The organism is Streptomyces sp. NBC_00425 (assembly GCF_036030735.1).
In the GTDB taxonomy this organism is placed as follows: Bacteria; Actinomycetota; Actinomycetes; order Streptomycetales; family Streptomycetaceae; genus Streptomyces.
Map to the genome: position 1 here is coordinate 7,281,449 of NZ_CP107928.1, position 26,823 is coordinate 7,308,271.

19 protein-coding genes and 3 pseudogenes are annotated in these 26,823 nt (G+C 70.7%); 17 read left to right on the plus strand and 5 right to left on the minus strand.

Going from position 1 to position 26,823, the window contains the following annotated elements; all coding sequences use genetic code 11:
• Positions 1 to 326: 326 nt before the first annotated feature.
• A pseudogene (locus OHS82_RS31965) lies at positions 327 to 452 on the minus strand (hydrolase); the annotation flags it as partial.
• A gap of 193 nt (positions 453 to 645) precedes the next feature.
• On the opposite strand from OHS82_RS31965, the pseudogene OHS82_RS31970 reads away from it, so the two are divergent.
• Positions 646 to 776, plus strand: a pseudogene (locus tag OHS82_RS31970) (IS630 family transposase); the annotation flags it as partial.
• Between the two features lie 72 nt (positions 777 to 848).
• On the opposite strand, the gene OHS82_RS31975 reads toward OHS82_RS31970, so the two are convergent.
• Positions 849 to 1,892, minus strand: a complete 1,044-nt coding sequence (locus OHS82_RS31975) for a GlxA family transcriptional regulator (protein WP_443041032.1) — start codon at positions 1,890 to 1,892, stop codon at positions 849 to 851.
• A gap of 137 nt (positions 1,893 to 2,029) precedes the next feature.
• On the opposite strand from OHS82_RS31975, the gene OHS82_RS31980 reads away from it, so the two are divergent.
• The 4 genes and pseudogenes from OHS82_RS31980 (at position 2,030) to OHS82_RS31995 (ending at position 5,381) form a co-directional block, all read left to right on the plus strand.
• Positions 2,030 to 2,956: an NADP-dependent oxidoreductase gene (locus OHS82_RS31980; protein WP_057580326.1), complete on the plus strand. Its 927-nt coding sequence runs from the start codon at positions 2,030 to 2,032 to the stop codon at positions 2,954 to 2,956.
• A gap of 551 nt (positions 2,957 to 3,507) precedes the next feature.
• The gene (locus OHS82_RS31985; protein ID WP_328435046.1) at positions 3,508 to 4,278 is read left to right on the plus strand and encodes an SDR family NAD(P)-dependent oxidoreductase; all 771 of its coding nucleotides are present in this window, start codon (positions 3,508 to 3,510) and stop codon (positions 4,276 to 4,278) included.
• A 26-nt stretch (positions 4,279 to 4,304) separates the two neighbouring features.
• Positions 4,305 to 4,640: pseudogene (locus tag OHS82_RS31990) on the plus strand (MerR family transcriptional regulator); the annotation flags it as partial.
• A gap of 495 nt (positions 4,641 to 5,135) precedes the next feature.
• The gene (locus OHS82_RS31995) at positions 5,136 to 5,381 is read left to right on the plus strand and encodes a hypothetical protein (RefSeq protein ID WP_157876376.1); all 246 of its coding nucleotides are present in this window, start codon (positions 5,136 to 5,138) and stop codon (positions 5,379 to 5,381) included.
• A gap of 312 nt (positions 5,382 to 5,693) precedes the next feature.
• On the opposite strand, the gene OHS82_RS32000 is transcribed toward OHS82_RS31995, so the two are convergent.
• Complete coding sequence (locus OHS82_RS32000) at positions 5,694 to 6,347, minus strand: MBL fold metallo-hydrolase (protein ID WP_057580296.1); 654 nt, start codon at positions 6,345 to 6,347, stop codon at positions 5,694 to 5,696.
• Between the two features lie 9 nt (positions 6,348 to 6,356).
• Entirely contained in the window at positions 6,357 to 7,043 is a 687-nt protein-coding gene (locus OHS82_RS32005) for a maleylpyruvate isomerase family mycothiol-dependent enzyme (protein ID WP_328435047.1), read from the minus strand.
• A gap of 234 nt (positions 7,044 to 7,277) precedes the next feature.
• Between OHS82_RS32005 and uvrA the strand changes: the two genes are divergently transcribed.
• A complete protein-coding gene (gene uvrA, locus OHS82_RS32010; RefSeq protein WP_328435048.1) occupies positions 7,278 to 10,304 on the plus strand; it encodes an excinuclease ABC subunit UvrA in 3,027 nt (1,008 codons plus the stop codon).
• Positions 10,305 to 10,748: 444 nt separating this feature from the next.
• Here the strand turns inward: uvrA and OHS82_RS32015 are convergent, their stop codons facing one another.
• Entirely contained in the window at positions 10,749 to 11,717 is a 969-nt protein-coding gene (locus OHS82_RS32015; protein ID WP_057580299.1) for a hypothetical protein, read from the minus strand.
• Positions 11,718 to 11,990: 273 nt separating this feature from the next.
• Between OHS82_RS32015 and uvrC the strand changes: the two genes are divergently transcribed.
• From uvrC to pgi, 11 genes are all read left to right on the plus strand, one after another.
• A complete protein-coding gene (uvrC, locus tag OHS82_RS32020) occupies positions 11,991 to 14,195 on the plus strand; it encodes an excinuclease ABC subunit UvrC (protein WP_328435049.1) in 2,205 nt (734 codons plus the stop codon).
• On the plus strand, positions 14,192 to 15,259 hold the full coding sequence (gene rapZ / locus OHS82_RS32025; protein ID WP_079041345.1) for an RNase adapter RapZ: 1,068 nt from the start codon (positions 14,192 to 14,194) through the stop codon (positions 15,257 to 15,259). The genes uvrC and rapZ overlap by 4 nt, the downstream gene beginning before the upstream one ends.
• Complete coding sequence (locus tag OHS82_RS32030) at positions 15,256 to 16,323, plus strand: gluconeogenesis factor YvcK family protein (protein WP_057580301.1); 1,068 nt, start codon at positions 15,256 to 15,258, stop codon at positions 16,321 to 16,323. The genes rapZ and OHS82_RS32030 overlap by 4 nt, the downstream gene beginning before the upstream one ends.
• Positions 16,314 to 17,303 carry a DNA-binding protein WhiA gene (gene whiA, locus OHS82_RS32035; RefSeq protein WP_057580302.1) on the plus strand — a complete coding sequence of 330 codons (990 nt, stop codon included), beginning with the start codon at positions 16,314 to 16,316 and terminating at the stop codon, positions 17,301 to 17,303. Before OHS82_RS32030 ends, whiA begins: the two co-directional genes overlap by 10 nt.
• Before the next feature lie 144 nt (positions 17,304 to 17,447).
• Positions 17,448 to 20,402 carry a M14 family metallopeptidase gene (locus OHS82_RS32040; protein WP_328435050.1) on the plus strand — a complete coding sequence of 985 codons (2,955 nt, stop codon included), beginning with the start codon at positions 17,448 to 17,450 and terminating at the stop codon, positions 20,400 to 20,402.
• 230 nt (positions 20,403 to 20,632) lie between these two features.
• The gene (gene gap / locus OHS82_RS32045) at positions 20,633 to 21,643 is read left to right on the plus strand and encodes a type I glyceraldehyde-3-phosphate dehydrogenase (RefSeq protein WP_057580303.1); all 1,011 of its coding nucleotides are present in this window, start codon (positions 20,633 to 20,635) and stop codon (positions 21,641 to 21,643) included.
• Between the two features lie 133 nt (positions 21,644 to 21,776).
• Positions 21,777 to 22,988, plus strand: a complete 1,212-nt coding sequence (locus OHS82_RS32050) for a phosphoglycerate kinase (RefSeq protein WP_057580304.1) — start codon at positions 21,777 to 21,779, stop codon at positions 22,986 to 22,988.
• A gap of 6 nt (positions 22,989 to 22,994) precedes the next feature.
• Positions 22,995 to 23,771, plus strand: a complete 777-nt coding sequence (gene tpiA, locus OHS82_RS32055) for a triose-phosphate isomerase (protein ID WP_057580305.1) — start codon at positions 22,995 to 22,997, stop codon at positions 23,769 to 23,771.
• 158 nt (positions 23,772 to 23,929) lie between these two features.
• Positions 23,930 to 24,166: a preprotein translocase subunit SecG gene (secG, locus tag OHS82_RS32060; RefSeq protein WP_079041347.1), complete on the plus strand. Its 237-nt coding sequence runs from the start codon at positions 23,930 to 23,932 to the stop codon at positions 24,164 to 24,166.
• Positions 24,167 to 24,377: 211 nt separating this feature from the next.
• Positions 24,378 to 24,713: an RNA polymerase-binding protein RbpA gene (locus OHS82_RS32065; RefSeq protein WP_078615979.1), complete on the plus strand. Its 336-nt coding sequence runs from the start codon at positions 24,378 to 24,380 to the stop codon at positions 24,711 to 24,713.
• A 374-nt stretch (positions 24,714 to 25,087) separates the two neighbouring features.
• Positions 25,088 to 26,743, plus strand: a complete 1,656-nt coding sequence (pgi, locus tag OHS82_RS32070; protein ID WP_328435051.1) for a glucose-6-phosphate isomerase — start codon at positions 25,088 to 25,090, stop codon at positions 26,741 to 26,743.
• The last annotated feature ends 80 nt before the right edge of the window (positions 26,744 to 26,823 follow it).

Sequence of the window (26,823 nt, forward strand, 5' to 3'; positions counted from 1 at the left end):
AAACCCTGGTTTGTCGAGGTCACGCCGGATTTTGTCCGCATGGTGGGAACAGGTGTTGCGTTCTTGTGAACCCGGGTGAACGGCGGTGCGCGAGGCGCGCGCGGGCGGCCCCCCCGTGACGCGGTGCGGGGGTTCGCCCGGGCCGCCGGTCGAGGGCGGGGAACGTGGACCGGCGGCCCATCCGCGCCGGAGCCGTCATCCCGCGCGGGGCTGCAACCAGTTGACCGCGCAACCACGTACAGGGGGAGCGCGCGTGGAGCGTCGGCGCGTGCACGCGATTCACACGGGGCGCGCGTTCATCAGGTGCGCGCCCCGTGCGGGTGGGGTCACCACCCGGGCGCGTGCCACTCCGGCAGATGCGCCCGCTCGGCGCCGAGCGCCGTGTCGTCGCCGTGTCCCGGATAGCCCCAGGTCTCGTCCGGAAGCACGTCGAAGATCTTCGTCTCGGCGTCTGCTGGACGTCGCGGCCGCCGATGACTGGACCGAGCTGGAGGACGTGGCCGTCCTCGACGTCGACCAGCTCGCCGCGCTCCGGGACGACCTCCCCGACGAGGGTCCCGCCGCGTGACCCGCCGTGGGTTCGCCGGGTCGGCGGTCGTGGCGGTTGCATGTGCGGTGACATCCGATCCGACCGCTGGAGGCGCGGTGGCCGAGCCCGTCCGTGTACGCAGACTGACCGACCACGAGGGGCAGAAGCTGCAGCAGATCGTGCGCCGGGCCACACGAGTTCGGTGCGCTACCGGCGGGCGATGATGCTGCTGGCCTCCGCTGGAGGGGGCACCGGCAGCGGATGATCAGGCGGATCCCGGCCGGCCCGCGGAGCGGGTATGTGCGGCGCTGATGTGTCCTCAGACGCCCGCTTCCACCAGGTCGTCGGTATGGAAGGTGCGGCGGTAGGAGGCGGGTGAGACACCGAAGGCGGTGCGCATGTGGGCGCGCAGGGAGTTGGCGGAGCCGAAGCCGCAGCGGTGGGCGACCAGGTCGATGGACAGGTCGGTGGTCTCCAGCAACTGCTTGGCCAGTTCCAGGCGTTGCGCGGTGAGCCACTGCACGGGGGTCATGCCGACCTCGTCGCGGAAGCGGCGGGTGAAGGAGCGCAGGCTCATCCGGGCGTGCTCGGCCAGGCGGTTCAGGGAGAGGGGTTCGCCGAGGTGTTCCAGGGCCCAGGCGCGGGTGGCGGTGGTGGTGGCGGCGGTGGGTTCGGGCACCGGGCGGTCGATGTACTGGGCCTGGCCGCCGTCCCGCCAAGGCGGGACGACGCACATGCGGGCGGCGCGGTTGGCGGCGGCGGCGCCGTGGTCGCGGCGGATCATGTGCAGGCACAGGTCGACGCCGGCGGCGACGCCGGCGGAGGTCAGGACGTCGCCGTCGTCGACGAAGAGGACCTCCTCGTCGACCTTGACGCGGGGGTAGGCGCGGCGGAACTCGGGGGCGAGGTTCCAGTGGGTGGTGGCGGGCCGGCCGTCGAGGAGGCCCGCGGCGGCCAGGACGTAGGAGCCGGTGCAGATGGACACCAGGCGGGTGCCGGGCCGGATGCCTGCGATGGCCGCGGTGACCTCGGGCGGCAGCGGGCCGCCGCGGCCCAGCTCGGGCATGGCGTGCGTGGGCGGGACGATCACGGTGTCCGCGGCGGCCAGGGCCTCGGGACCGGCCGCGGGCTGCACGGTGAACCCGGCGTCGCTGAGGACCGGGGCGCCGTCGGCGGTGCAGACGGTGACCTCGTACAGCGGGCGTGAGCCGGCGTCCAGGACGCTGCCGAAGACGCGGGAGGGGATGCCGAGTTCGAAGGGCGGGACGCCGGGCAGGGCGAGGACGGCGATGCGGTGCCGCCCGGCCGCGTCGGCGCTCGGGTCGGGCCGGGGGTCGGTGCACGGCCACTGCATCTCGCTCATGGCCAGATCCTGTCACATAGTGGCCAGACGGCCAACACCATGGTGGGGGCGGGTGCCGGATCGTGGACTGCGTCGCGCCGGGAAGGGCCCGGGCGGCCCGGTATCCGATCAAGACGGAAAAGAGTGAGGCGGACAGCATGCGTGCGGTGGTCGTGGAGCAGTGGGGCGGACCGGAAGTGCTCGTGGAGCGTGAGGTCGCCCGGCCCGAGCCGGGACTGAACGAGGTCCTGGTGCGGGTCCACGCGGCCGGTGTGAACCCGGTGGACTTCAAGACCCGGGCCAGCGGGGCCCTGATCGAGTGGGGCGAGGTCCCGGCGGTCGGCTGGGACGTCTCCGGCACCGTGGAGGCCGTCGGGCCGGGCGTGGGGATGTTCCGCCCCGGGGACGAGGTGTACGGCATGCCGCTGTTCCCGCGGCAGGCCGGCGCCTACGCCGAGTACGTCGTCGCCCCGGCCCGCCACCTCGCGCCCAAGCCGGCGAACCTCACCCACGTGCAGGCGGCGGCGCTGCCGCTGGCCGCGCTGACCGCCTGGCAGGCCCTGGTGGACACCGCCGGGGTGCGCGCCGGTGAGCGGGTGCTGGTGCACGCGGCGGCCGGCGGGGTCGGCCACCTGGCCGTGCAGATCGCCAAGGCCCGCGGCGCGTACGTCATCGGCACGGCCAGCGCCGGCAAGCACGACCTGCTGCGGCAGCTGGGCGCGGACGAGGTGATCGACTACCGCACGGTCCGCTTCGAGGACGCCGTCGGGGACGTGGACGTGGTGCTGGACGGGCTCGGGGGCCAGAACGCCGAGCGGTCCCTGACGGTGCTGCGCCCGGGCGGCCGGCTGATCACCCTGCCCGGCCCCGACGACGTCCCCGCCGACGTCCCCGGCCACGTGCGGGCGGTGTGGATGCTGGTCGAGCCCGACCACCTGGGTCTGCGCGAGATCGCCGCCCTGGCCGAGCGGGGCGCGCTCAGGCCCGTGGTCGAGACCGTCGTCCCGCTGGCCGAGGCCGCGAAGGCGCACGAGATCGGCGAGCAGGGCCGCACCACCGGGAAGATCGTCCTGAGCGTCGCCTGACGCCGGCCGCCCCGGCCGCCCCGGCCGGGTCGGCTGCGGGCAGGTGGAGCGGGATCGGAGCCCCGGGACAGGTCGGTCCCGGGGCTCCGGGCGCGGCCGAACGGGACGGGGCGGACCTGCGGGCACGGCCGGACAGGACGGAACTACTTAACCGTGCCGCTGTTCGAGTTCGCGCGGAAGTCCGCGAAGTCGTCCTGCAAGTGCCGCTCCAGCTGTGCAAAGTGCTGGTCGTCTATCGGCCTGCCCTTTTCCCGGCTGAACTCCATACCTCGATGCTGAGCCCGCATCGTCTGGAGGGCGCCGAAATGAGCCGAAGCTCGGGAGTTGTCACCAGCGGGACCGGTTGAGCCGGCGAATGGGGACGGTCGGAGCAGTCTGGTTGTCACCAACGAGGCATCCGACTTGTCACAGGCGCTCATTCAGCAGTCTTTCTGTCACCGTGAGGCGGGTCTCGCCGCCGAGGCTGGAAGAATGCGTTGGCGGCGATCACCGCGGTGGCTGCCGCTCGCCAGGCGCTGATTTGACCTTGTCGCTGGCGGCAGGGTTGAACGATGACCGGCATGAGCAACAACACCACACCGCAGACCAGTAGGGTCGTTGTCGTCACGGGAGCCGGCACCGGGATTGGCCGGGCGACCGCTCGCACCTTCGCCGTCGAGGGCGCCCACGTGGTCGCGATCGGGCGGCGAGCCGAGCCGCTCCTGGAGACCGCTGCCGAGAACGACCGGATCACAGCGCTGACCGCCGATATCACCGCCGAGGGCGAGCCCGCCCGGATTCTTCAGGCCGTGCTGGAGCGGCATGGTCGGCTGGACGTGCTGGTCAACAACGCCGGCATTGTGCGCACTGGCGCCCTCGGCATGCTGACGCCGGAGATGATCGAGACTCAGCTTGCCACCAACCTCATCGCCCCCATCCTGCTGGCTCAGGCCGCGTTGCCGCTCCTGGAGGCGTCGGGCGGGGTGATCGTCAATGTCAGTACGTCGGTGGGGCAGCGGGCCTGGCCGGGTAGCTCGGTCTATGCGGCGACCAAGACCGCTCTGGAGCTGCTGACCCGCAGTTGGGCGGTCGAGCTGGCATCCCGCGGGGTCCGGGTGGTGGCGGTCGCCCCCGGCGCGATCGACACCCCCATCGGTGAGCACCAGGGCCTGGCGCCGGAGCGGATGGTCGCAGTGCGGGAGTGGCAGCTGGCGCACACCCCGCTGGCCCGGATCGGTCGCCCCGAGGAGGTGGCCTGGGCGATCACCCAGCTTGCTGCACCGGCTGCGTCGTTCGTCACCGGAGTGGTGCTTCCGGTCGACGGGGGAGCGGTCGTGGCGTGATAGGAGTGGTCTGGGAGGTGGGATAGGTGCGGATCGGTGAGCTGGCCACGGCAACTGGGACGACCGCTCGTGCGCTGCGGCACTACGAGCAGGCCGGGCTGATCTCTTCCGAACGGGCCTCCAACGGCTACCGCCTCTACGACGAGCAGGCCGTGGTGCGAGTCCGCAACATCCGCCACCTGCTGGCCGCCGGGCTCACCCTGGACGACGTGCGGGTGTTCCTGCCCTGTCTGGACGGCGATGTGGCTGCCGCACCACCCTCGGACCAGGGCCTGCGGGTCGCGCTGGAACGGCTGGCGGTCCTCAACCAACGGATCGCTGCCCAGACCGAGGCCCGCGACCGGCTGGAAGCCGCGTTGCGAATAGCTGACGAACAACACCGACCGCGTATTCCCAATACCCCTGCTCCAGAAGCACTCGAACAGCCGTCATGCTGTTCGCCCCGCGGTTCAGTACGTGAATGTCGAACTCGACCAGCCGATCACCCGAACCATCCGCAGAGTTGATAGCCAACGGTGCCGCGATCGCCACCTCGGACAGCAACTCAAGCGACGGTCGCAAAAACTTCTCCGGAGACCGCGTAAAGAGAACCCGTGGATTACCCGACTTCCGAGCCTCGGAATTTTTACGGTCCTTCACCGGCTTCCGCCGCCTGCTCTTCGCCATGCCCGACCGTAGCCGCGCACCCCACCCCGAGCGGAACCATTCACCAGCCGGGCAGGGGTACGAGGATGCGGCCTGCAGCCGCCTGGGTGACGCTGGCGTATGGCTTCCGTGATGCCCGTGGTCGTGTACCCGCCGGATGAGGACGGCGGGCGGCGGGCCGGAGGAGTGGGGCTACCACCAGGGAGACAACCATGACTGTCCGTACCTACGTCTCTACGACTGTGCGGAACGACCGTGTCGACGAGGTTCTCCACGCGCTGGAGAACGTGGATCCGGATGCGATCGTGGCATCCGTCAACCGTTCGGACGCTCCCGACGTCCCCGCCGGGGTATCGGTATCGCTGACCGGTGATGCCCGTGAAGCGGTGAAGAAGCAGCTCGATGTGATTCCCGATCTGGAGTTCGAGATTGACGTGCGGGACACCGAGGATCTGTGATCCGGACAAGCGGATGGCCCCCCCGCCCGGTTTTGGTGACCATGCGGGGGGCCATCTGTCACGCCGGCCAGGAAGACGCGGCGGTTACCTGCTTCGGGCGTACGGCGCCAGGCGTTGTGCGCCCGCCGGCCGACCCGGAGCTTCTTGCCGAGACAAGGCAGCGCAACCCGAAGAGTGGGACCGCGCCGGGTGGCCATCGGACTGGTCACGGACGGCGGTCATCCTGCAACCACGCTGCCCGAGCGCCGGCGGGCCTGAACGCGCGTCCGTCCCCGCTTCGGTTTCGAAACGGGGACGGTCGTCGTTGGACGGTTACCAGCCTCGTGCGCGCCACTCCGCGAGGTGGGGCCGCTCCGTGCCGATCGTGGTGTCGTTGCCGTGGCCGGGGTAGATCCACGTCTCGTCGGGCAGGACGTCGAAGAGCTTGGTCTCCAGGCCGCCCATCAGGGAGTTGAACTCCTCCGGACGTGTTGTCCGACCAGGACCCCCCGGGAACAGGCAGTCGCCGGTGAAGACGTGGGGGTGGCCGTGCGGGTCGTCGTAGACCAGGGCGATCGAGCCCGGCGTGTGCCCGACCAGGTGGCGTGCCGTCAGCTCCACGTTCCCCACCCGGATGACGTCCCCGTCGACGACCGGGACGTCGGTCGGCACCGGGATGCCGTCGGCGTCCTCGCGGCCGGCGAAGGTGCGCGCCCGCGTGGCCGCCACGACCTCGGCGAGCGCCTGCCAGTGGTCGCCGTGCTGATGGGTGGTGACGACGGACGCGATGCCGTCGTCACCGATGGTGCCGAGCAGTGCCTGCGCGTCGTTCGCCGCGTCGATCAGCAGTTGCTCGTCGGTGGCCCGGCAGCGCAGCAGGTAGGCGTTGTTGTTCATCGGGCCGACCGCGATCTTGGTGATCATCAGGTCCTTGAGCTCGTGCACGTCCGCCGGGCCGCCGACCGTCACCTGTCCGCTGTACGTCATGGCCGCAGCCTATAGCGGGGGAAGGGCCGGGAGCGGCCCGCCGTCGGTCGTCAGCCCGGCTCCGTCACGGCGTCCGGCGAGCCAGCCGAGGAGGTCCGCCGGGGTGCCGGTGACGGTCACCTCGGGGACGTCGGCCTTACGGCCCGTGTGCCACGCGCGCGTGCCGTCCGTGAGTCGCGTCGGCGGCACGTCGGGATGTCCGGTGAACCGCTCGGCGAGGAACGCGGTCTCCCGCTCGGTGAACTCCGCCGGCAGGTCCTCCAGCTCGTAGCCCACGCCGAGGTCCACGGCGTGGAGCTCGACCTCGACCCAGCGCCGGAACGGCACCCGGGCCGCCGAGTCGACGACGCCGTTGCGCAGCTCCACCGTGCGCGACCAGTCCGCGGGCGCGGCCCCGGCCGACTGGAAGCGGGCCGCGCTCTCCCGGACGTCCGCGAGCTGGACCCGCAGGGCACGCGGGGCGTCCCGTTCGATGTCGGCGTCGCGCACCTGTGCGTCGGCGTACATGGGACGGCCCTCGAGGACGTTCACCAGGGCGTCCGCGTTGCGGGCGAGGTGGGCGAGGACATGCCCACGGCTCCAGCCGGGCAGTCGTGACGGCTCGGCGACCGATGCGTCGCTCCATCCGGCGACTGCGCTGAGCAGCCGCTCGGTCGCGGCGTGTACGGACTCCAGGTCATGAGCGTGATCAATCATGCTGCTGACCCTAGCCTCGCCACTCGTTCGGGTGAAGGTGGTCGGCCGAGCCCGCTAATCGAATGCACGTGCTATAAGGTCGGTGGCGGCGTCAGGCATGCTGGAAGGCCGGGGATTGTTGTGAACCGGTGAACCCCGGCTGAATCCCGACCGGCGTTGTCAGTGGCTCCCCCTAGTCTGAGGAAGACGGGGGCCCCGCCCCTGTCACTTCTCTCAAGAAAGGTGCGGACCGGCGTGGCCGACCGTCTCATCGTCCGTGGCGCGCGCGAGCACAACCTCAAGAATGTCTCGCTCGACCTGCCACGCGACGCGCTCATCGTCTTCACGGGCCTGTCGGGGTCGGGCAAGTCCTCACTGGCCTTCGACACCATCTTCGCCGAGGGCCAGCGGCGCTACGTCGAGTCCCTCTCGTCGTACGCCCGGCAGTTCCTCGGGCAGATGGACAAGCCGGACGTCGACTTCATCGAGGGCCTCTCCCCGGCCGTCTCGATCGACCAGAAGTCGACCTCGCGCAACCCGCGCTCCACCGTGGGCACGATCACCGAGGTCTACGACTACCTGCGGCTGCTCTTCGCGCGCATCGGCAAGCCGCACTGTCCCGAGTGCGCCCGGCCGATCACCCGCCAGTCGCCGCAGGCCATCGTCGACAAGGTGCTGGAGCTGCCGGAGGGCAGCCGCTTCCAGGTGCTCTCGCCGCTGGTGCGCGAGCGCAAGGGAGAGTTCGTCGACCTCTTCGCCGATCTCCAGACCAAGGGCTACAGCCGCGCGCGCGTGGACGGCGAGACGGTCCAGCTGTCCAGCCCGCCCACGCTGAAGAAGCAGGAGAAGCACACCATCGAGGTGGTCATCGACCGCCTCACGGTGAAGGACACCGCCAAGCGCCGGCTCACCGACTCCGTGGAGACCGCCCTCGGTCTCTCGGGCGGGATGGTCGTGCTCGACTTCGTCGACCTCGCCCACGACGACCCCGAGCGCGAGCGCATGTACTCGGAGCACCTGTACTGCCCGTACGACGACCTGTCCTTCGAGGAGCTCGAGCCGCGCTCCTTCTCCTTCAACTCGCCCTTCGGCGCCTGCCCCGAGTGCTCCGGCATCGGCACGCGCATGGAGGTCGACCCCGAGCTGATCGTCCCGGACGAGGACAAGTCCCTCGACGAGGGGGCCATCCACCCCTGGTCGCACGGCCACACGAAGGACTACTTCGGCCGACTGATCGGCGCGCTCGCCGACGCGCTCGGCTTCCGCACCGACATCCCCTTCGCGGGCCTGCCCCAGCGGGCCAGGAAGGCCCTGCTGTACGGCCACAAGACGCAGATCGAGGTCCGCTACCGCAACCGTTACGGCCGGGAGCGGGTGTACACCACGCCCTTCGAAGGGGCCGTCCCGTTCGTCAAGCGCCGGCACGGCGAGGCCGAGAGCGACGCCAGCCGGGAGCGCTTCGAGGGCTATATGCGGGAGGTGCCCTGCCCCACCTGCCAGGGCACCCGGCTGAAGCCGCTCGTCCTCGCGGTCACGGTCATGGAGAAGTCCATCGCCGAGGTCTCCGGGATGTCCATCAGCGACTGCGCGGAGTTCCTGGGCGAGCTGAAGCTCGACGCCCGTGACAAGAAGATCGCCGAGCGGGTCCTCAAGGAGGTCAACGAGCGGCTGCGGTTCCTCGTCGACGTCGGCCTGGACTACCTCTCGCTCAACCGTGCGGCCGGCACGCTCTCCGGCGGCGAGGCCCAGCGCATCCGGCTGGCCACCCAGATCGGCTCCGGCCTCGTCGGCGTCCTGTACGTCCTCGACGAGCCGTCCATCGGTCTGCACCAGCGTGACAACCACCGGCTGATCGAGACCCTGGTCCGGCTGCGGGACATGGGCAACACGCTCATCGTCGTCGAGCACGACGAGGACACCATCAAGGTCGCCGACTGGATCGTCGACATCGGCCCCGGCGCCGGCGAGCACGGCGGCAAGGTCGTGCACAGCGGCTCCCTGAAGGAGCTGCTGGCCAACGCCGAGTCGCAGACGGGGCAGTACCTGTCCGGCAAGAAGGCGATCCCGCTGCCGGACGTCCGGCGTCCGCAGGACCCCTCGCGCCGGCTCACCGTCCACGGCGCCCGCGAGAACAACCTGCAGGACATCGACGTGTCCTTCCCGCTGGGTCTGTTCACCGCGGTCACCGGCGTGTCAGGCTCCGGCAAGTCCACGCTGGTCAACGACATCCTGTACACGCACCTGGCCCGCGAGCTGAACGGCGCGAGGAACGTCCCGGGACGGCACACGCGTGTGGACGGCGACGACCTCGTCGACAAGGTCGTGCACGTCGACCAGTCGCCCATCGGCCGCACCCCGCGTTCCAACCCGGCCACCTACACCGGCGTCTTCGACCACGTCCGCAAGCTCTTCGCGGAGACGACCGAGGCGAAGGTCCGCGGCTATCTGCCCGGCCGCTTCTCCTTCAACGTCAAGGGCGGCCGCTGCGAGAACTGCGCCGGCGACGGCACGATCAAGATCGAGATGAACTTCCTCCCGGACGTCTACGTCCCGTGCGAGGTCTGCCACGGCGCCCGGTACAACCGGGAGACCCTGGAGGTCCACTACAAGGGCAAGTCCATCGCCGACGTCCTGAACATGCCGATCGAGGAGGCGACGGAGTTCTTCGAGGCGGTCCCCGCGATCGCCCGCCACCTCAACACCCTGAAGGACGTCGGCCTCGGTTACGTCCGGCTCGGCCAGGCCGCGACCACCCTGTCGGGCGGCGAGGCACAGCGTGTGAAGCTCGCCAGCGAGCTGCAGAAGCGCTCCACCGGCCGTACGGTCTACGTCCTGGACGAGCCGACCACGGGCCTGCACTTCGAGGACATCAGCAAGCTGCTGAAGGTCCTCTCGGGCCTGGTCGAGAAGGGCAACACGGTCATCGTCATCGAGCACAACCTCGATGTGATCAAGACCGCCGACTGGGTCGTCGACATGGGTCCCGAGGGCGGCGCGGGCGGCGGACTCGTCATCGCCGAGGGCACGCCGGAGGAGGTCGCCGCGGTGCCGACCAGCCACACCGGGAAGTTCCTGCGTGAGATCCTCGACGCCGACCGGATCAGCGACGGGGCCCCGGTCAAGGCCCCGCGCAAGACCGCGGCGAAGAAGACGGTCGCGGCCCGGACGACGACGCGGAAGACGGCCGCCACGGCCACCACCGCGGCGAAGTCCGCTGCAGCCAAGTCGGCCACGACGAAGGCGACACCCGCGAAGAAGACGGCGCGGGCGCGCAAGGCCTGACGAGGTCACGCGCGCGTGGGCCCGGCCCTGCCGCGCGCAACGGCGCAAGCACGGCGCCCCGCGGGAACTCCCGCGGGGCGCCGTCGCGTCTCCTGGCGTGAGCGTGAGCGTCCGACGGCGCGGCCGCGGAGGTTCAGGCCCCCGGCGCTCGGCTCGACGCCCGCCACGGCGGCATGCAGCGGCATACGGGCGGCTCCGCGGGCCCGGGCGCAGGTGACCGACCGCCGCCGCACGGGTCGCGCGGCGCGGCAGCCGTCCCAGCCCGTCGGCGCGCCCGGCGCGGCGGGGCGGCCGGGCGCGGCCGGGGGCAGGGCGTCGCGCGCCGAGAAGCCATGCAGCAGGGCTGGCCGCGGTCACGGCGTCCCCGGCGCCTCCCCGGACGGTGTCCACGACGTCGGCGCGCTCCACCCGCTCACCCGGCCCGCCGAGTCGGCGCGCAGCCGTTCAGTCCCAGTCCCAGCCGATGCCGACCATCCCCGACCGCACCCGCGGCTCCACCAGGTGCACCGAGCGGTGCCGGCCGCTGAGCGGCAGCTCCTGGCGGCCGCCGCGCGGGGCCGCGGCCGAGTGCTGGGTGAAGCGGTGGCAGCGCACGGGAAGCGCGTTCTCCGTGAAGCGGACCTGCAGGGCGTACTGGCCGCCGGCCCCCCCGAAGCCGCGCACGTACTCGCGGCACACGCCGGCCGTGCCGTCCTCGACGCCGTAGCGGAAGAGGAAGGTCTCGCCGGTCCGCAGCCTGGTGTCGAACAGGAACTCCGCCACGAGCACGCCGGTGTCGTGATGGCGGCGGACGCGTCCGGCCCGGCAGTTCTCCAGGGCGTGCACGGTCATCCGCTCCGGCGCGCATCCGGGGTCGCCGTGATGGACGGCGACGAAGCGGTCGACGCCGTCGCGATGGGCGCGCACGATGTGCTGCGACTCCCGGCCGGAAAGCTCGCGGCGCGCCCCGATGCGTACCCGCTCGTGATGGCCGAGTGTGTGCAGACCCCCGTCCACGGAGCACTCCAGTTCGGTGAGCAGTTGTTCGAGAGCTCCGGAGGCCTCCAGCAGCGAACGGTAGGAGCGGCCCTCGGACGCCCTCGCCGAAGTGGCCCCGTGTCCGTCGTCGGACTCCGCCAGCAGCCGGATGAGGGACTCGTCCGGCAGATGCAGGATCTCCTCCAGTGCCCGCACGGCGCGCAGCGACTCGGGGCGCTGCGGCCGCCGGGCGCCCTGCTGCCAGTAGCTCAGGCTCGTCACGCCCACCCTGACCCCGTACCGCGACAGGTGATGCTGGACGCGCTGCAGCGGCAGTCCGCGGGCGGCGATCGCGGCCCGCAGCGCCACATGGAAGGGGCCGCCCTGCAGGGCCGTGTCCAGTTCCGCGGCGGGGGCCTGGGCGGCGGTGTCCGCGTGCTGTGTGGCGTGCGGCATGCAAGGGGCCTTTCTGTGAATGCTCACGACGGCTGGTCGGACCGTTCGTGCGAGGGGCCGGGGCCTTGCCGGCCACGCGGAGCGTCTTCACATCCGTAAGGCGGCGTTCAGGGCCCCGAGTTCCCCCGCATTGAAGCGTGTTGACCAAGTCCCGACAACACCTGATGCCCGAGTGGCATGTGCGTATGGCCGAGTCGGGTGCCCTCGTCCCCCGCCCCGAGCGTTGTCCACAGCCCCACCGGAGTGTCACCCCGCGCCAGTAGGGTGTGAGACATGGCCGATCCCTCCAGCTACCGCCCCAAGCCGGGACAGATCCCGGACTCTCCCGGGGTGTACCGGTTCCGCGACGAGCACCGCCGGGTGATCTACGTCGGAAAGGCGAAGAGCCTGCGCCAGCGCCTGGCGAGCTACTTCCAGGATCTGGCGGGCCTGCACCCGCGCACCCGCTCGATGGTCACCACGGCCGCGTCGGTGGAGTGGACGGTGGTGTCCACGGAGGTCGAGGCGCTGCAGCTGGAGTACTCCTGGATCAAGGAGTACGACCCCCGGTTCAACGTCAAGTACCGCGACGACAAGAGCTACCCGTACCTCGCGGTCACCATGAACGAGGAGTACCCGCGTGTGCAGGTGATGCGCGGCCACAAGAAGAAGGGCGTCAGGTACTTCGGGCCGTACGCGCACGCGTGGGCGATCCGGGACACGGTCGACCTGCTGCTGCGCGTCTTCCCCGTGCGCACCTGCTCCGCCGGCGTCTTCAAGAACGCGTCGCGCACGGGCAGGCCCTGTCTGCTCGGCTACATCGGCAAGTGCTCCGCGCCCTGTGTGGACCGCATCGACGTCGACGACCACCGGGAACTGGCCGACGAGTTCTGCGACTTCATGACCGGCCGTACCGGCACCTACCTCCGCCGCCTGGAGAAGCAGATGACGGAGGCGGCCGAGGAGATGGAGTACGAGCGGGCCGCCCGCCTGCGCGACGACATCGAGGCCCTGAAGAAGGCCATGGAGAAGAACGCGGTCGTGCTGGCGGACGCGACCGACGCCGACCTGATCGCCGTCGCCGAGGACGAGCTGGAGGCGGCCGTCCAGATCTTCCACGTCCGCGGCGGGCGCGTGCGCGGTCAGCGCGGCTGGGTGACCGACAAGGTCGAGGACGTCACGACCGGCGCCCTCGTCGAGCACGCACTCCAGCAGCTGTACGGCGAGGAGCGCGGCGACTCCGTCCCCAAGGAGGTCCTGGTCCCGGCGCTGCCCGAGCCCGTGGAACCCGTCCAGGAGTGGCTCACCGGGCGCCGCGGGTCGAACGTGTCACTGCGCATCCCGCAGCGGGGCGACAAGAAGGCCCTGATGGAGACCGTCGAGCGCAACGCGCAGCAGGCGCTCGTACTGCACAAGACCAGGCGCGCCTCCGACCTGACCACGCGTTCGCGTGCCCTGGAGGAGATCGCCGAGGCCCTCGACCTGGACAGCGCCCCGCTGCGGATCGAGTGCTACGACATCTCCCACCTCCAGGGCGACGACGTGGTGGCCTCCATGGTCGTCTTCGAGGACGGCCTCCAGCGCAAGAGCGAGTACCGCCGCTTCCAGATCAAGGGCTTCGAGGGCCAGGACGACGTCCGCTCCATGCACGAGGTGATCACTCGCCGCTTCCGGCGCTACCTCGGCGAGAAGGAGCGGACGGGCGAGTGGACCGACGGCGAGAGCACCCCCGTCACCGCCACGGGGACGCCGCCCGCCGACGGCGCAGGCACGCCCTCCGCCGACGCCGCGGACGGCATCCCCGCGTACGCCACCGGAAGCACCTCCGCAAGCGCCTCTGCCCACGGCGCGGGGGAGCTCCTCACGGATGCCGCCGAAGCGCCCCTGCCCAGCAGCCTCAAGGACGAGGACGGTCGTCCCAGGCGCTTCGCCTACCCGCCCCAGCTCGTCGTCGTCGACGGCGGACAGCCGCAGGTGGCGGCCGCCAGGCGGGCGCTGGACGAGCTGGGCATCGACGACATCGCCGTCTGCGGCCTCGCCAAGCGCCTGGAGGAGGTCTGGCTGCCGGGGGACGACGACCCGGTCGTCCTGCCCCGCAGCAGCGAGGGCCTCTACCTGCTCCAGCGCGTCCGCGACGAGGCGCACCGCTTCGCGATCACCTACCAGCGCGCCAAGCGCGCCAAGCGCTTCCGCTCCGGCCCGCTCGACGAGGTGCCCGGTCTCGGGGAGACCCGCAAGCAGGCGCTGATCAAGCACTTCGGCTCGGTGAAGAAGCTGCGGGCCGCGACGGTCCAGGAGATCTGCGAGGTCCCGGGGATAGGCCGCAAGACGGCCGAGACCATCGCCGCGGCCCTCGTCCGGGCGGCGCCGCCCGCCCCCGCCGTGAACACGGCCACCGGAGAGATCATTGAGGAAGAGGAGCCCGGCACCACGCCGGATTCCCCCGGAGACCCCGTCACCGCGGGCGCCCCGGAAGAACGACGGGGGCAGGAGACATGACCGAGCACGACGCAGACCCCACGCACCGGCGGGAACAGCCGCCCACTACTGTGCCGACAGCCGCGTCCCAGCAGGGACACAGGGATCCCGGCGAGGATCCTGCCCAGCACCCCGCGGTCCCCGACAGCCCGCAGCAAGAAGCACGCCATGAAGACGGAGCACAGGTGACTACCGACGTCTCGCCGCCCGGGATCCCCGAGGCGGCCATCCCCGAGCTGGTGATCATCTCCGGCATGTCCGGGGCCGGCCGCTCGACCGCGGCCAAGTGTCTGGAGGACCTCGGCTGGTTCGTCGTCGACAACCTGCCGCCCGCCCTGATCCCGACGATGGTGGAGCTGGGCGCCCGTTCCCAGGGCAACGTGGCGCGGATCGCGGTCGTCGTCGACGTCCGCGGCCGGCGCTTCTTCGACAACCTCCGCGAGTCGCTCGCCGACCTCGAGACCAAGGGCGTCACCCGGCGGATCGTGTTCCTCGAGTCGTCCGACGACGCCCTGGTGCGCCGATTCGAGGGGGTGCGGCGTCCGCACCCCCTGCAGGGGGACGGCCGCATCGTCGACGGCATCGCCGCCGAGCGCGAGCTGCTGCGCGAGCTGCGCGGCGACGCCGACCTGGTCATCGACACCTCCAGCCTCAACGTGCACGAACTGCGCGCGAAGATGGACGCCCAGTTCGCTGGCGAGGAGGAGCCCGAGCTGCGGGCCACCGTCATGTCCTTCGGCTTCAAGTACGGCCTGCCGGTCGACGCCGATCTGGTCGTGGACATGCGCTTCCTGCCCAACCCGCACTGGGTCCCGGAGCTGCGCCCCTTCACCGGGCTCAACGAGGAGGTCTCGGCGTACGTCCTCAACCAGCCCGGCGCCAAGGAGTTCCTGGACCGGTACGCGGAGCTCCTCCAGCTGGTCGCCGCGGGCTACCGCCGGGAGGGCAAGCGCTATGTGACCATCGCGGTCGGCTGCACGGGCGGCAAGCACCGCTCGGTGGCCATGTCGGAGAAGCTCGCCGCGCGCCTCGCGGCCGAGGGCGTGGAGACGGTGGTCGTACACCGGGACATGGGACGGGAATGACGGGACGTTCTCCACGGCTCGGCCGGTTGCGCAGGGTCGCCCCGGAGGGGCGCACGGGCCGGCCTGCCGAGGCCCGCGGCGCCAAACCGCGCCGCCGCGGCGCCCAGCCCAAGGTGGTCGCCCTCGGCGGCGGCATGGGCCTGTCGGCCTCGCTCACCGCACTGCGGCGGATCACCGGCGACCTCACCGGCGTGGTCACGGTGGCCGACGACGGCGGCTCCAGCGGCCGTCTGCGCGAGGAACTGGGCGTCCTGCCGCCCGGCGACCTGCGCAAGGCGCTCGCCGCGCTGTGCGGCGACGACGACTGGGGCCAGACCTGGGCCCGGGTCATCCAGCACCGCTTCCAGTCCCAGGGCGAGATCAACGGCCACGCGGTGGGCAACCTGCTGATCGTCGCCCTGTGGGAACAGCTGGGCGACCACGTCCAGGCCCTGGACCTGGTCGGCCGGCTGCTGGGCGCACAGGGGCGCGTGCTGCCGATGTCCGCCGTGCCGCTGGAACTCCAGGCGCTGGTGAAGGGGCACGATCCCGAGCGGCCCGACGACGTGGACACGGTCCGCGGGCAGGCGACCGTGGCGCTGACGCCGGGCGAGGTGCAGTCCGTGCACCTGGTGCCGCACGACCCGCCGGCCGTCCCGGAGGCCGTCGAAGCGGTCCTGGACGCCGACTGGGTGGTGCTGGGGCCGGGCTCCTGGTTCTCCTCGGTCATGCCGCATCTGCTGGTGCCCGATCTGCTCGACGCGCTCATGGAGACGAAGGCCCGCCGGGTGCTCTCCTTGAACCTCGCTCCGCAACCCGGTGAAACCGACGGCTTCTCCCCGCAGCGTCATTTGGAGGTTTTGGGACGACACGCCCCTAAACTCGCCCTGGACGTGGTGCTGGCCGACGAGGCAGCCGTGCCCGACCGCGACTCGCTGGCCGACGCCGCCAAGAGGTTCGGAGCCGCGGTCGAGCTGGCGCCGGTGGCCCGGCCCGACGGAACCCCGAGGCACGACCCGGAGCTGTTGGCCGCCGCGTACGACCGTATTTTTCGGATGCATGGAAGGATCGGCCCATGGCGATGACGGCAGCGGTGAAGGATGAGATCTCCCGGCTCCCCGTCACCCGGACCTGCTGCAGAAAGGCGGAGGTCTCCGCCATCCTGCGGTTCGCCGGCGGCCTGCACCTGGTGAGCGGGCGCATCGTGATCGAGGCGGAGCTGGACACGGCGATGGCGGCCCGTCGGCTCAAGCGGGACATCCTGGAGATCTTCGGGCACGGCTCGGAGCTGATCGTGATGGCGCCCGGCGGTCTGCGCCGCGGTTCGCGCTATGTCGTGCGGGTGGTCGCGGGCGGTGACCAGCTCGCCCGGCAGACGGGGCTCGTGGACGGCCGCGGGCGCCCTATCCGGGGCCTGCCCCCGCAGGTGGTCTCCGGCGCGACCTGCGACGCCGAGGCGGCCTGGCGCGGCGCGTTCCTGGCGCACGGCTCGCTCACCGAGCCCGGCCGCTCGTCCTCGCTGGAGGTGACCTGCCCGGGCCCCGAGGCCGCGCTCGCGCTGGTCGGCGCGGCCCGCCGGCTCTCCATCGCGGCGAAGGCCCGCGAGGTGCGCGGGGTCGACCGGGTCGTGGTCCGCGACGGCGACGCGATCGGCGCCCTGCTCACCCGGCTCGGCGCGCACGAGTCGGTGCTGGCCTGGGAGGAGCGGCGGATGCGCCGTGAGGTGCGCGCCACGGCGAACCGGCTGGCGAACTTCGACGACGCCAACCTGCGCCGCTCGGCCCGCGCCGCGGTCGCCGCCGGGGCCCGCGTCCAGCGCGCTCTGGAGATCCTCGGCGACGAGGTGCCCGAGCACCTCGCGGCAGCCGGCCGGCTGCGCATGGACCACAAGCAGGCCTCCTTGGAGGAGCTGGGCGCGCTCGCGGACCCGCCGCTGACGAAGGACGCGGTCGCCGGGCGGATCCGCCGGCTGCTGGCGATGGCCGACAAGCGGGCCTCGGATCTCGGCATCCCGGGCACGGAGTGCAACCTCAGCGAGGAGCTCGCCGACAACCTGGTGGGCTGATCGGTCGTCAGAAAGCCGGTGGAGACGTCCGATCGGGCGACTCCACCGGCTTTTGTCTGGCTATGAGGCGCTCTTGACTGGATCATGAACTGTCATGAGCCTGGCAGAGTTCGCTGCTGTGGCGAACTCACGCTAGGGGGGTTCATGAGACCTAGAGCGAGATCGATCCTCGCTGTCGGCGCACTCCTGCTCGGCGGAGCGGCATTCGCGCCCATCGCCCAGGCGCAGCCCGCACCCTCACCGAAGCCCGATCCGGCCGAGGTCAAGGTGTTCCGTGCCGAGGTCACCGGACAGCAGGTACCCCTGCTGCTGGCGGCCGGACAGGACGGACACGAACTCAGTGAGCAGGTGCCCGCGAAGGGCACGGCCACCGTCGAGGTCTACCTGACGGACGAACAGGCGAAGAAACTCGGCAGGCAGGGCGTGCGGCTCGCCGAGCACACGTTGTCCGCCACGTCCGAGAACCGCGTGGCGGCCGCCGCCGAAGGCGTGTTCCGCCCGTACAGCGGAAGCGGCGGCCTGCGGGAGGAGATCCTGCGCACCGGCCGGCAGAACCCGGGTCTCACCAAGGTCGTCTCCCTCGGCAAGACGGTGAACGGCCAGGACATCCTCGCGGTCAAACTGACCAGGGACGCGAAGAAGTCCGCCGACGGCTCCAAGCCCTCGGTGCTGTACATGTCCAACCAGCACGCGCGCGAGTGGATCACCCCCGAGATGACCCGGCGGCTGATGCACTACTACCTGGACAACTACCGCACCGACAAGCGCGTCAAGAAGATCGTCGACTCCAACGAGCTGTGGTTCGTCCTGTCGGCCAACCCCGACGGATACGACTACACCTTCAAGAGCAGAGACAACCGCATGTGGCGCAAGAACCTGCGGGACGTCAACGGCGACGGAGCGATCTCCACCGGCGACGGCGTCGACCTCAACCGCAACTTCGCCTACAAGTGGGGCTACGACAACGAGGGTTCGTCCCCGAACCCCACCAGCGAGACCTACCGCGGCGCCAAGCCCGCCTCCGAGCCCGAGACCAGGGCGCTCGACGCCTTCGAGAAGCGCATCGGCTTCACCTACGGCATCAACTACCACTCCGCCGCCGAACTCCTCCTCTACGGGGTCGGCTGGCAGGTCGCCACCGACACCCCGGACGACGTCGCCTACGAGGCGCTCGCCGGCACGCCCGAGAAGTCGGCCGTCCCGGGCTACCACCCGCAGGTCTCCTCGGAGCTGTACACGACCAACGGGGAGGCGGACGGCCACGCCTCGAACGTCAACGGCATGGCCATGTTCACCCCCGAGATGTCGACCTGTCAGACCGCTTCGAACGTCGACCCCGACGACCAGTGGAAGAGCGGGGACTGCCAGTCGGTCTTCACCTTCCCCGACGACGAGAAGCTGATCCAGGCCGAGTTCGCCAAGAACGTCCCGTTCGCGCTCTCGGTCGCCGAGTCCGCCGCGCGCCCCGACCGCCCGAAGTCCTCGGTCGGTCCGACCGCCGCCGACTTCACCCCGGCGCCGTTCACCACGTCGTACGCGCGCGGCGCGGACCAGCAGGTCTCCGTCGTCGTACGCAAGGCGGTCCGCGACAAGGAGCTCAAGTACCGCGTCAACGGCGGCCGTACCCGGGACCAGGCGCTCCGGCACTGGAAGGGCGGCGAGACCTACGGCGGCGAGGACAACCTCTACTTCGACGCGTACCGGGCCAGGGTGAAGGACGGCAGGCCGGGCGACAAGGTCGAGGTGTGGTTCACCGGGAAGGCCGAGAACGGCAGGAAGGTCTCCAGCACGCACTTCACCTACACGATCGCCGCGCGGCCCCAGGCCGACACCCTGGTGGTCGCCGAGGAGGGCGCGGCCGCCACGCAGGCGCAGACCTACCTGGACGCGCTGAAGGCCAACGGCCGCAAGGCGATCGTCTGGGACGTCGCCGCCCAGGGGGCGCCCGACCCGCTCGGGGTGCTGAGCCACTTCCGCACGGTCGTCCACTACACGGGCGCGAGTGCCCCCGGCAACCCGACCCAGCTCGCGCTGCGCGCCTTCCTCAACGAGGGCGGCAAGCTGATCGAGGCGGGCGAGCTGGCCGGCGGCAGCGTCGCCCTCGCCGACGGCACCCCGTCGAACGACTTCAGCCAGTACTACCTGGGCGCCTACTCCCGCACCTCGACCCCCGGAGCCACCGGATTCACCGGTTCCGGCAGGCTCGGCGGACTGAGCGCGGCCCTCGGCCCGGCCACGGGCAACCCGCTCGACAAGGCCGGCACCTACGCGGTCACCTCGGACGAGCTGCCGGCGGCCGCCTTCCCGCAGTTCGCGAGCGCCGGCGCCGGCCAGTTCGCCGGCACGGTCAACCCCTACGGGCCGTACGCGGGCTCGTACATGGCCGCGGCCGTGCACACCGACGACGCCTACAAGCGGCTCACCCGCACCATCGACCTCAGCGGCGTCGGCGCGGCGAGCAAGCCGACGCTGCGCACCCGGCTGCTGTGGGACACCGAGCCGGGTTACGACAACGCGATCGTCGAGATCCACACCGTCGGCGGCGACGACTGGACCACGCTGCCCGAGGCGGGCGGCGCCACCCGCACCGCGGTGCCCGCGGAGTGCGGGGCCGGCTTCTACGTCGGTGAGCACCCGTGGCTCGGGCACTACCTCACCCTCGGCGCGAACGACTGCTCCGCGACCGGGTCCACCGGCGCCTGGAACGCCCTCACCGGCGCCTCCAGCGGCTGGCAGCAGGTGAACTTCGACCTGAGCGCGTACGCGGGCAAGAACGTCGAGGTCTCGATCGCCTATGTCACCGACCCGGGCAGCGGCGGACGCGGCGTCCTCGCGGACGACGCCTCGCTGGTCGTCGGGGGCGGCGCCGTCGAGACCGAGGGCTTCGAGACGTCGCTCGGCGCCTGGAAGGCCGGCGGACCGCCCGCGGGCAGCCCGGCCGTCCTGAAGGACTGGGCGCGCACCGGCGTCCTGTTCCAGACGTACGGAGCGGTCACCACCGACGACACCGTGCTGCTCGGCTTCGGCCTGGAGCACGTCGCCGCGGCGGCCGACCGCAAGGCGCTCATCGGAAAGGCCCTCGCCTCACTTGCGCGATGACACGCCCAAGTCAACCCTTCGTGACGGTTCGTAACCGGATCGAGTGATCAGGCCCGTCCGGCCCGTGCGGTCCGTACCCCTACTGGCGGGTACGGACCGCCGTGCCGTGTATGGGCCGACTCGATGTCACTCCGGCGGTCCCGGAGAGGTAGGGTCGTGGGTGGTCGGGGACATCCCAAATACAGCTCGCCGGCACCTCGTGGCCGGCGTACCAACGAGGAGATCGGTTCGTGACGATCCGCGTAGGCATCAACGGCTTTGGCCGCATCGGTCGTAACTACTTCCGCGCGCTGCTGGAGCAGGGTGCTGACATCGAGATCGTGGCTGTCAACGACCTGGGTGACACCGCGACCACCGCTCACCTGCTCAAGTACGACACCATCCTGGGCCGTCTCAAGGCCGAGGTGTCGCACACGGCAGACACGATCACCGTGGACGGCCACACCATCAAGGTGCTGTCCGAGCGCAACCCCGCCGACATCCCGTGGGGCGACCTCGGCGTCGACATCGTGATCGAGTCGACCGGCATCTTCACCAAGAAGGCCGACGCCGAGAAGCACATCGCGGGCGGCGCCAAGAAGGTCCTCATCTCGGCTCCGGCCAAGGACGAGGACATCACGATCGTGATGGGCGTCAACCAGGACAAGTACGACGCGGCGAACCACCACGTCATCTCCAACGCCTCCTGCACCACCAACTGTGTGGCGCCGATGGCCAAGGTCCTCGACGAGAACTTCGGCATCGTCAAGGGTCTGATGACGACGGTCCACGCGTACACCAACGACCAGCGCATCCTGGACTTCCCGCACTCGGACCTGCGCCGCGCCCGCGCCGCCGCCGAGAACATCATCCCGACCACGACGGGCGCCGCCAAGGCCACCGCCCTGGTCCTGCCGCAGCTCAAGGGCAAGCTCGACGGCATCGCGATGCGCGTCCCGGTCCCGACCGGCTCGGCCACCGACCTGGTCGTGACCCTCCAGCGCGAGGTCACCAAGGACGAGGTCAACGCCGCGTTCAAGAAGGCCTCCGAGGACGGCGACCTCAAGGGCTACCTGGCCTACACCGAGGACCCGATCGTCTCCTCGGACATCGTCAGCGACCCGGCCTCCTGCACCTTCGACTCCTCCCTGACCATGGTCCAGGAGGGCAACTCGGTGAAGATCCTCGGCTGGTACGACAACGAGTGGGGCTACTCCAACCGCCTCGTGGACCTGACGGTCTTCGTCGGCAACCAGCTCTGATCGACAGAGCGAGCACGTTGATGTGAGAGCAGGGCCCGGGCGGCGCAACGACGCGCCGCCCGGGCCCTGACTCACGTGCAGACCAGCCCTCTTAGGATCACGAGCACCACCAGTCCTCCCGGGAGCCCACTCAATGAAGACGATCGACGAACTTCTCGCCGAAGGCGTCGCAGGCAAGCGCGTCTTCGTCCGCGCCGACCTGAACGTGCCGCTGGCCGGCACCACCATCACCGACGACGGCCGTATCCGCGCCGTGCTGCCCACCGTCAAGGCGCTGGCCGAGGCGGGCGCCCGCGTGGTCGTCGCCTCCCACCTGGGCCGCCCCAAGGGCGCTCCGGACCCGGCCTTCTCCCTCGCTCCCGCCGCCGCGCGCCTCGGTGAACTCCTCGGCGCCGACGTGGCCTTCGCGACCGACACCGTCGGCGACTCCGCCACGGCCACCGTCGCCGGCCTCGCCGACGGCCGGGTCGCGGTCCTCGAGAACCTGCGCTTCAACGCCGGCGAGACCTCGAAGGACGACGCCGAGCGGGCCGCCTTCGCCGACCGGCTGGCCGTCCTCGCCGACGTGTACGTGGGCGACGGCTTCGGCGCGGTGCACCGGCGGCACGCGTCCGTCTACGACCTCCCGGGCAAGCTGCCGCACTACGCCGGCTACCTGATCGCCACCGAGGTCGGCGTCCTGAAGAAGCTCACCCAGGACGTCGCGCGCCCCTACGTCGTGGCGCTCGGCGGCTCCAAGGTCTCCGACAAGCTCGCCGTCATCGACGAACTGCTCGGCAAGGCCGACCGCATCCTCATCGGCGGCGGCATGGCCTTCACCTTCCTCAAGGCCCAGGGCCACGAGGTCGGCGCCTCCCTCCTCCAGGAGGACCAGATCCCGGTCGTCACCGAGTACCTGGAACGCGCCGAGAAGCAGGGCGTCGAGTTGGTCCTCCCGGTCGACGTCGTGGTCTCGCCCGGATTCCCGGACCTGAAGGCCAAGGCGCCCACCGAGCACGCCGCCGTCGACGCGGACAAGATGCCCGAGGGCCGGCTGGGCCTGGACATCGGCCCGAAGACGGGTGAGCTGTACGCGAGCAAGCTCGCCGACGCCGCGACCGTGTTCTGGAACGGTCCGATGGGCGTCTTCGAACACCCCGACTACGCCGAGGGCACCAAGGCGGTCGCCCAGGCTCTCATCGACTCGGACGGCTTCACAGTCGTCGGCGGCGGAGACTCCGCCGCGGCCGTGCGCACGCTCGGCTTCGACGAGAACGCATTCGGCCACATCTCGACCGGTGGCGGCGCCTCCCTCGAATACCTCGAGGGCAAGACGCTCCCCGGCCTCGCCGCACTGGAAGGCTGACCCCGCATGACCACTCGTACGCCGCTGATGGCGGGCAACTGGAAGATGAACCTCAACCACCTCGAGGCCATCGCGCACGTCCAGAAGCTCGCCTTCGCCCTGGCCGACAAGGACTACGAGGCCGTCGAGGTCGCCGTCCTGCCGCCCTTCACCGACCTGCGCTCCGTGCAGACCCTGGTCGACGGCGACAAGCTCAAGATCAAGTACGGCGCCCAGGACATCTCGGCGCACGACTCCGGCGCCTACACCGGCGAGATCTCCGGTGCGATGCTCGCCAAGCTGAAGTGCACGTTCGTGGCGATCGGCCACTCCGAGCGCCGGCAGTACCACGACGAGACCGACGAGCTGGTGAACGCCAAGGTCAAGGCCGCCTACAAGCACGGCCTGACCCCCATCCTGTGCGTCGGCGAGGAGCTGGACGTCCGTGAGGCGGGCAACCACGTCGCCCACACCCTCGCGCAGGTCGAGGGCGGCCTGAAGGACCTCCCGGCCGAGCAGGCCGAGTCCGTCGTGATCGCCTACGAGCCCGTGTGGGCCATCGGCACCGGCAAGGTCTGCGGCGCCGAGGACGCGCAGGAGGTCTGCGCCGCCGTCCGCGCCAAGATCGCCGAGCTCTACACCCAGGAGCTGGCCGACAAGGTCCGCATCCAGTACGGCGGCTCCGTCAAGTCCGGCAACGTCGCCGAGATCATGGCGCAGGCCGACATCGACGGCGCGCTGGTCGGCGGCGCCTCGCTGGACGCGGACGAGTTCGTCAAGATCGTGCGCTTCCGCGACCAGTGATCCGAGCTGTGAGTATGCGGTAGCGGCGATCCGTCGTACCCTTGCGGGGGCATAGCGCCATGCGGCACGCCACGCGGCGGAGCCGCACGAGGAAAGCGGCGCTGTGTCCCCGTTGTCCGTTCCGGTCCTTATCCGAATCCGAGGAAGTTGGTCCAGCCGTGGTTTTGGGGTTCTCGATCGCCCTGATCGTCTTCAGCCTGCTGCTGATGCTGCTGGTGCTGATGCACAAGGGGAAGGGCGGCGGTCTCTCCGACATGTTCGGCGGCGGCATGCAGTCCTCCGTCGGCGGTTCCTCGGTCGCCGAGCGCAACCTCGACCGCATCACCGTCGTCGTCGGGATGCTGTGGTTCGCCTCCATCATCGTCCTCGGCATCCTGATGAAGACGAACAACTGATCAGCTTCTCACAGGCACGCACATTCCGGTACGTAAGGCCCCATGTTCGGTACGCGCAGCAGAGCGCGGCCTATCATGGGGCTTGCGTCCAGGTGTGGGAGCTGTAACTCCAATCACTGGACGCGCGTTGGGCCTTACGTAGACTGAGGCGCTCGCAGCGAAGCGAAACGCCGACTCGCTTCGCGGCACCATCACGCAGGGAGTTACGACCGTGGCAAGTGGCAACGCGATCCGAGGTAGCCGGGTCGGGGCGGGGCCGATGGGCGAGGCCGAGCGGGGCGAGTCCGCGCCCCGTCTGCGCATCTCCTTCTGGTGCTCCAACGGACACGAGACGGTGCCCAGCTTCGCCAGCGACGCGCAGGTGCCCGAGACCTGGGACTGCCCGCGCTGCGGCTTTCCCGCCGGGCAGGACCGGGACAACCCCCCGGACCCGCCGCGCACCGAGCCCTACAAGACGCACCTCGCCTATGTGCGGGAGCGGCGCAGCGACGCGGACGGCGAGGCGATCCTCGCCGAGGCGCTCGCCAAACTGCGGGGCGAGATCTAGGGCCTGTCTCTCGGGTCCTGCCGGAAGTCGCGGGGGCCAGGAGGTGCCGCAGCTCTGAGCGGCCTGATCCGGAAGAAAGACCCTGGCGACACACCGGCCGGGCGCCCGAGGGCTCCCGGCCGGAACTGTTTCGCGCGCGGGCCGTCCCCGCCCCGCGGAACGGCCGTCCGCGCTGCCCTCCACGGTTCGCCGGCCCCGTCTCTTCCCACACACCGTCCGCCGGGCTGATACCCGAGCGCCTCCGGGACGTACCTCCTGTTGCCCCGCGGGCAACGGCACGTCCGCTCGTGCCACCTTCTGATCAACTAGGTTGGGAGCGGCGGGGCAAGGCGTGCGAGGCAGCACGGACAGGTGAGGAAGGGCTGAAGTCCGAGATGAACGCAGACGGCCGTACGAGGCTGAACCAGACGCCCGAGTGGACCGCTCTGGCCGAACACCGCGAAGAGCTCGGCGAGGTGCGGCTGCGGGAGCTGTTCGCCGCCGACCCCGACCGCGGCGCCGGTCACACCCTGCAGGTCGGCGACCTGCACATCGACTACTCCAAGCACCTGGTCACCGACGAGACGCTGCGACGCTTGCGTGAGCTGGCCGCGGCTGTCGACGTCTTCGGGCTCCGGGACGCCATGTTCCGCGGCGAGAAGATCAACACCACCGAGGACCGGGCGGTGCTGCACACCGCCCTGCGCGCCCCGCGCGACGCGGTGATCGAGGTCGACGGGGAGAACGTGGTCCCGGCGGTGCACGCCGTGCTCGACAGGATGGCCGGCTTCGCCGAGCGGGTGCGCTCCGGCGAGTGGACCGGACACACCGGCCGCCGCATCCGCAACGTCGTCAACATCGGCATCGGCGGCTCCGACCTGGGCCCGGCGATGGCCTACGAGGCGCTGCGCAGCTACAGCGACCGCGACCTCACGGTGCGCTTCGTGTCCAACGTGGACGGCGCCGACCTGCACGAGGCGGTCCGGGATCTGGACCCGGCGGAGACGCTGTTCATCGTCGCGTCGAAGACCTTCACCACCATCGAGACGATCACCAACGCCACCTCGGCCCGCTCCTGGCTCCTCGACGGACTGGGCGGCGACGAGAAGGCGGTCGCCCAGCACTTCGTGGCGCTGTCGACGAACGCCGGGAAGGTCGCCGGCTTCGGCATCGACACGGCCAACATGTTCGAGTTCTGGGACTGGGTCGGCGGCCGCTACTCCTTCGACTCGGCGATCGGCCTGTCGCTCATGATCGCCATCGGCCCGGAGCGGTTCCGGGAGATGCTCGACGGCTTCCACCTCGTCGACGAGCACTTCCGCACCGCGCCCGCCGAGTCCAACGCCCCGCTCATCCTGGGCCTGCTGGGCGTCTGGTACGGCAACCTCCACGACGCGCAGTCGCACGCCGTGCTGCCCTACAGCCACTACCTGTCGAAGTTCGCCGCCTACCTGCAGCAGCTGGACATGGAGTCCAACGGCAAGTCGGTGGACCGCGAGGGCCGGCCCGTGCAGTGGCAGACCGGACCGGTGGTGTGGGGCACGCCGGGCACCAACGGGCAGCACGCCTACTACCAGTTGATCCACCAGGGCACGAAGCTCATCCCCGCCGACTTCATCGGCTTCGCCCGGCCGGTCGACGAACTGAGCGGCGAACTCGGCGCGCAGCACGACCTGTTGATGGCGAACTTCTTCGCGCAGACGCAGGCGCTGGCGTTCGGCAAGACGCCCGAGGAGGTCCGCGCCGAGGGCGTGCCGGAGGAGCTGGTGGCGCACAAGACGTTCAAGGGCGACCACCCCACCACGACGATCCTGGCGAAGGAACTCACCCCGTCCGTCCTCGGTCAGCTCATCGCCCTCTACGAGCACAAGGTGTTCGTGCAGGGCGCGGTCTGGAACATCGACTCCTTCGACCAGTGGGGCGTGGAGCTCGGCAAGGTCCTCGCCAAGCGCGTCGAGCCGGCCCTGACCGAAGGCGCCGACGTGCCCGGCCTGGACGCGTCCACCCGGGCCCTCGTCGCCGAGTACCGGGAGCTGCGCGGCCGGCGGTGAGGCGGCCCGGACCGGAACGTCGCTTCTGACGGTGCGGTGAACGAGTCGACGCCGGGTCCCTGGACGGGACCCGGCGTCGA

Coding starts and splice junctions, on each gene's coding strand:
- OHS82_RS32005 (WP_328435047.1), bottom strand. CDS start 7,043: ATGATTGATCACGCTCATGACCTGGAGTCCGTACACGCCGCGACCGAG.
- rapZ (WP_079041345.1), top strand. CDS start 14,192: ATGACCGAGCACGACGCAGACCCCACGCACCGGCGGGAACAGCCGCCC.
- OHS82_RS31995 (WP_157876376.1), top strand. CDS start 5,136: ATGACTGTCCGTACCTACGTCTCTACGACTGTGCGGAACGACCGTGTC.
- tpiA (WP_057580305.1), top strand. CDS start 22,995: ATGACCACTCGTACGCCGCTGATGGCGGGCAACTGGAAGATGAACCTC.
- uvrC (WP_328435049.1), top strand. CDS start 11,991: ATGGCCGATCCCTCCAGCTACCGCCCCAAGCCGGGACAGATCCCGGAC.
- OHS82_RS32000 (WP_057580296.1), bottom strand. CDS start 6,347: ATGACGTACAGCGGACAGGTGACGGTCGGCGGCCCGGCGGACGTGCAC.
- OHS82_RS32050 (WP_057580304.1), top strand. CDS start 21,777: ATGAAGACGATCGACGAACTTCTCGCCGAAGGCGTCGCAGGCAAGCGC.
- OHS82_RS31980 (WP_057580326.1), top strand. CDS start 2,030: ATGCGTGCGGTGGTCGTGGAGCAGTGGGGCGGACCGGAAGTGCTCGTG.
- whiA (WP_057580302.1), top strand. CDS start 16,314: ATGGCGATGACGGCAGCGGTGAAGGATGAGATCTCCCGGCTCCCCGTC.
- OHS82_RS31985 (WP_328435046.1), top strand. CDS start 3,508: ATGACCGGCATGAGCAACAACACCACACCGCAGACCAGTAGGGTCGTT.
- OHS82_RS32015 (WP_057580299.1), bottom strand. CDS start 11,717: ATGCCGCACGCCACACAGCACGCGGACACCGCCGCCCAGGCCCCCGCC.
- OHS82_RS32030 (WP_057580301.1), top strand. CDS start 15,256: ATGACGGGACGTTCTCCACGGCTCGGCCGGTTGCGCAGGGTCGCCCCG.
- OHS82_RS32040 (WP_328435050.1), top strand. CDS start 17,448: ATGAGACCTAGAGCGAGATCGATCCTCGCTGTCGGCGCACTCCTGCTC.
- OHS82_RS31975 (WP_443041032.1), bottom strand. CDS start 1,892: ATGAGCGAGATGCAGTGGCCGTGCACCGACCCCCGGCCCGACCCGAGC.
- pgi (WP_328435051.1), top strand. CDS start 25,088: ATGAACGCAGACGGCCGTACGAGGCTGAACCAGACGCCCGAGTGGACC.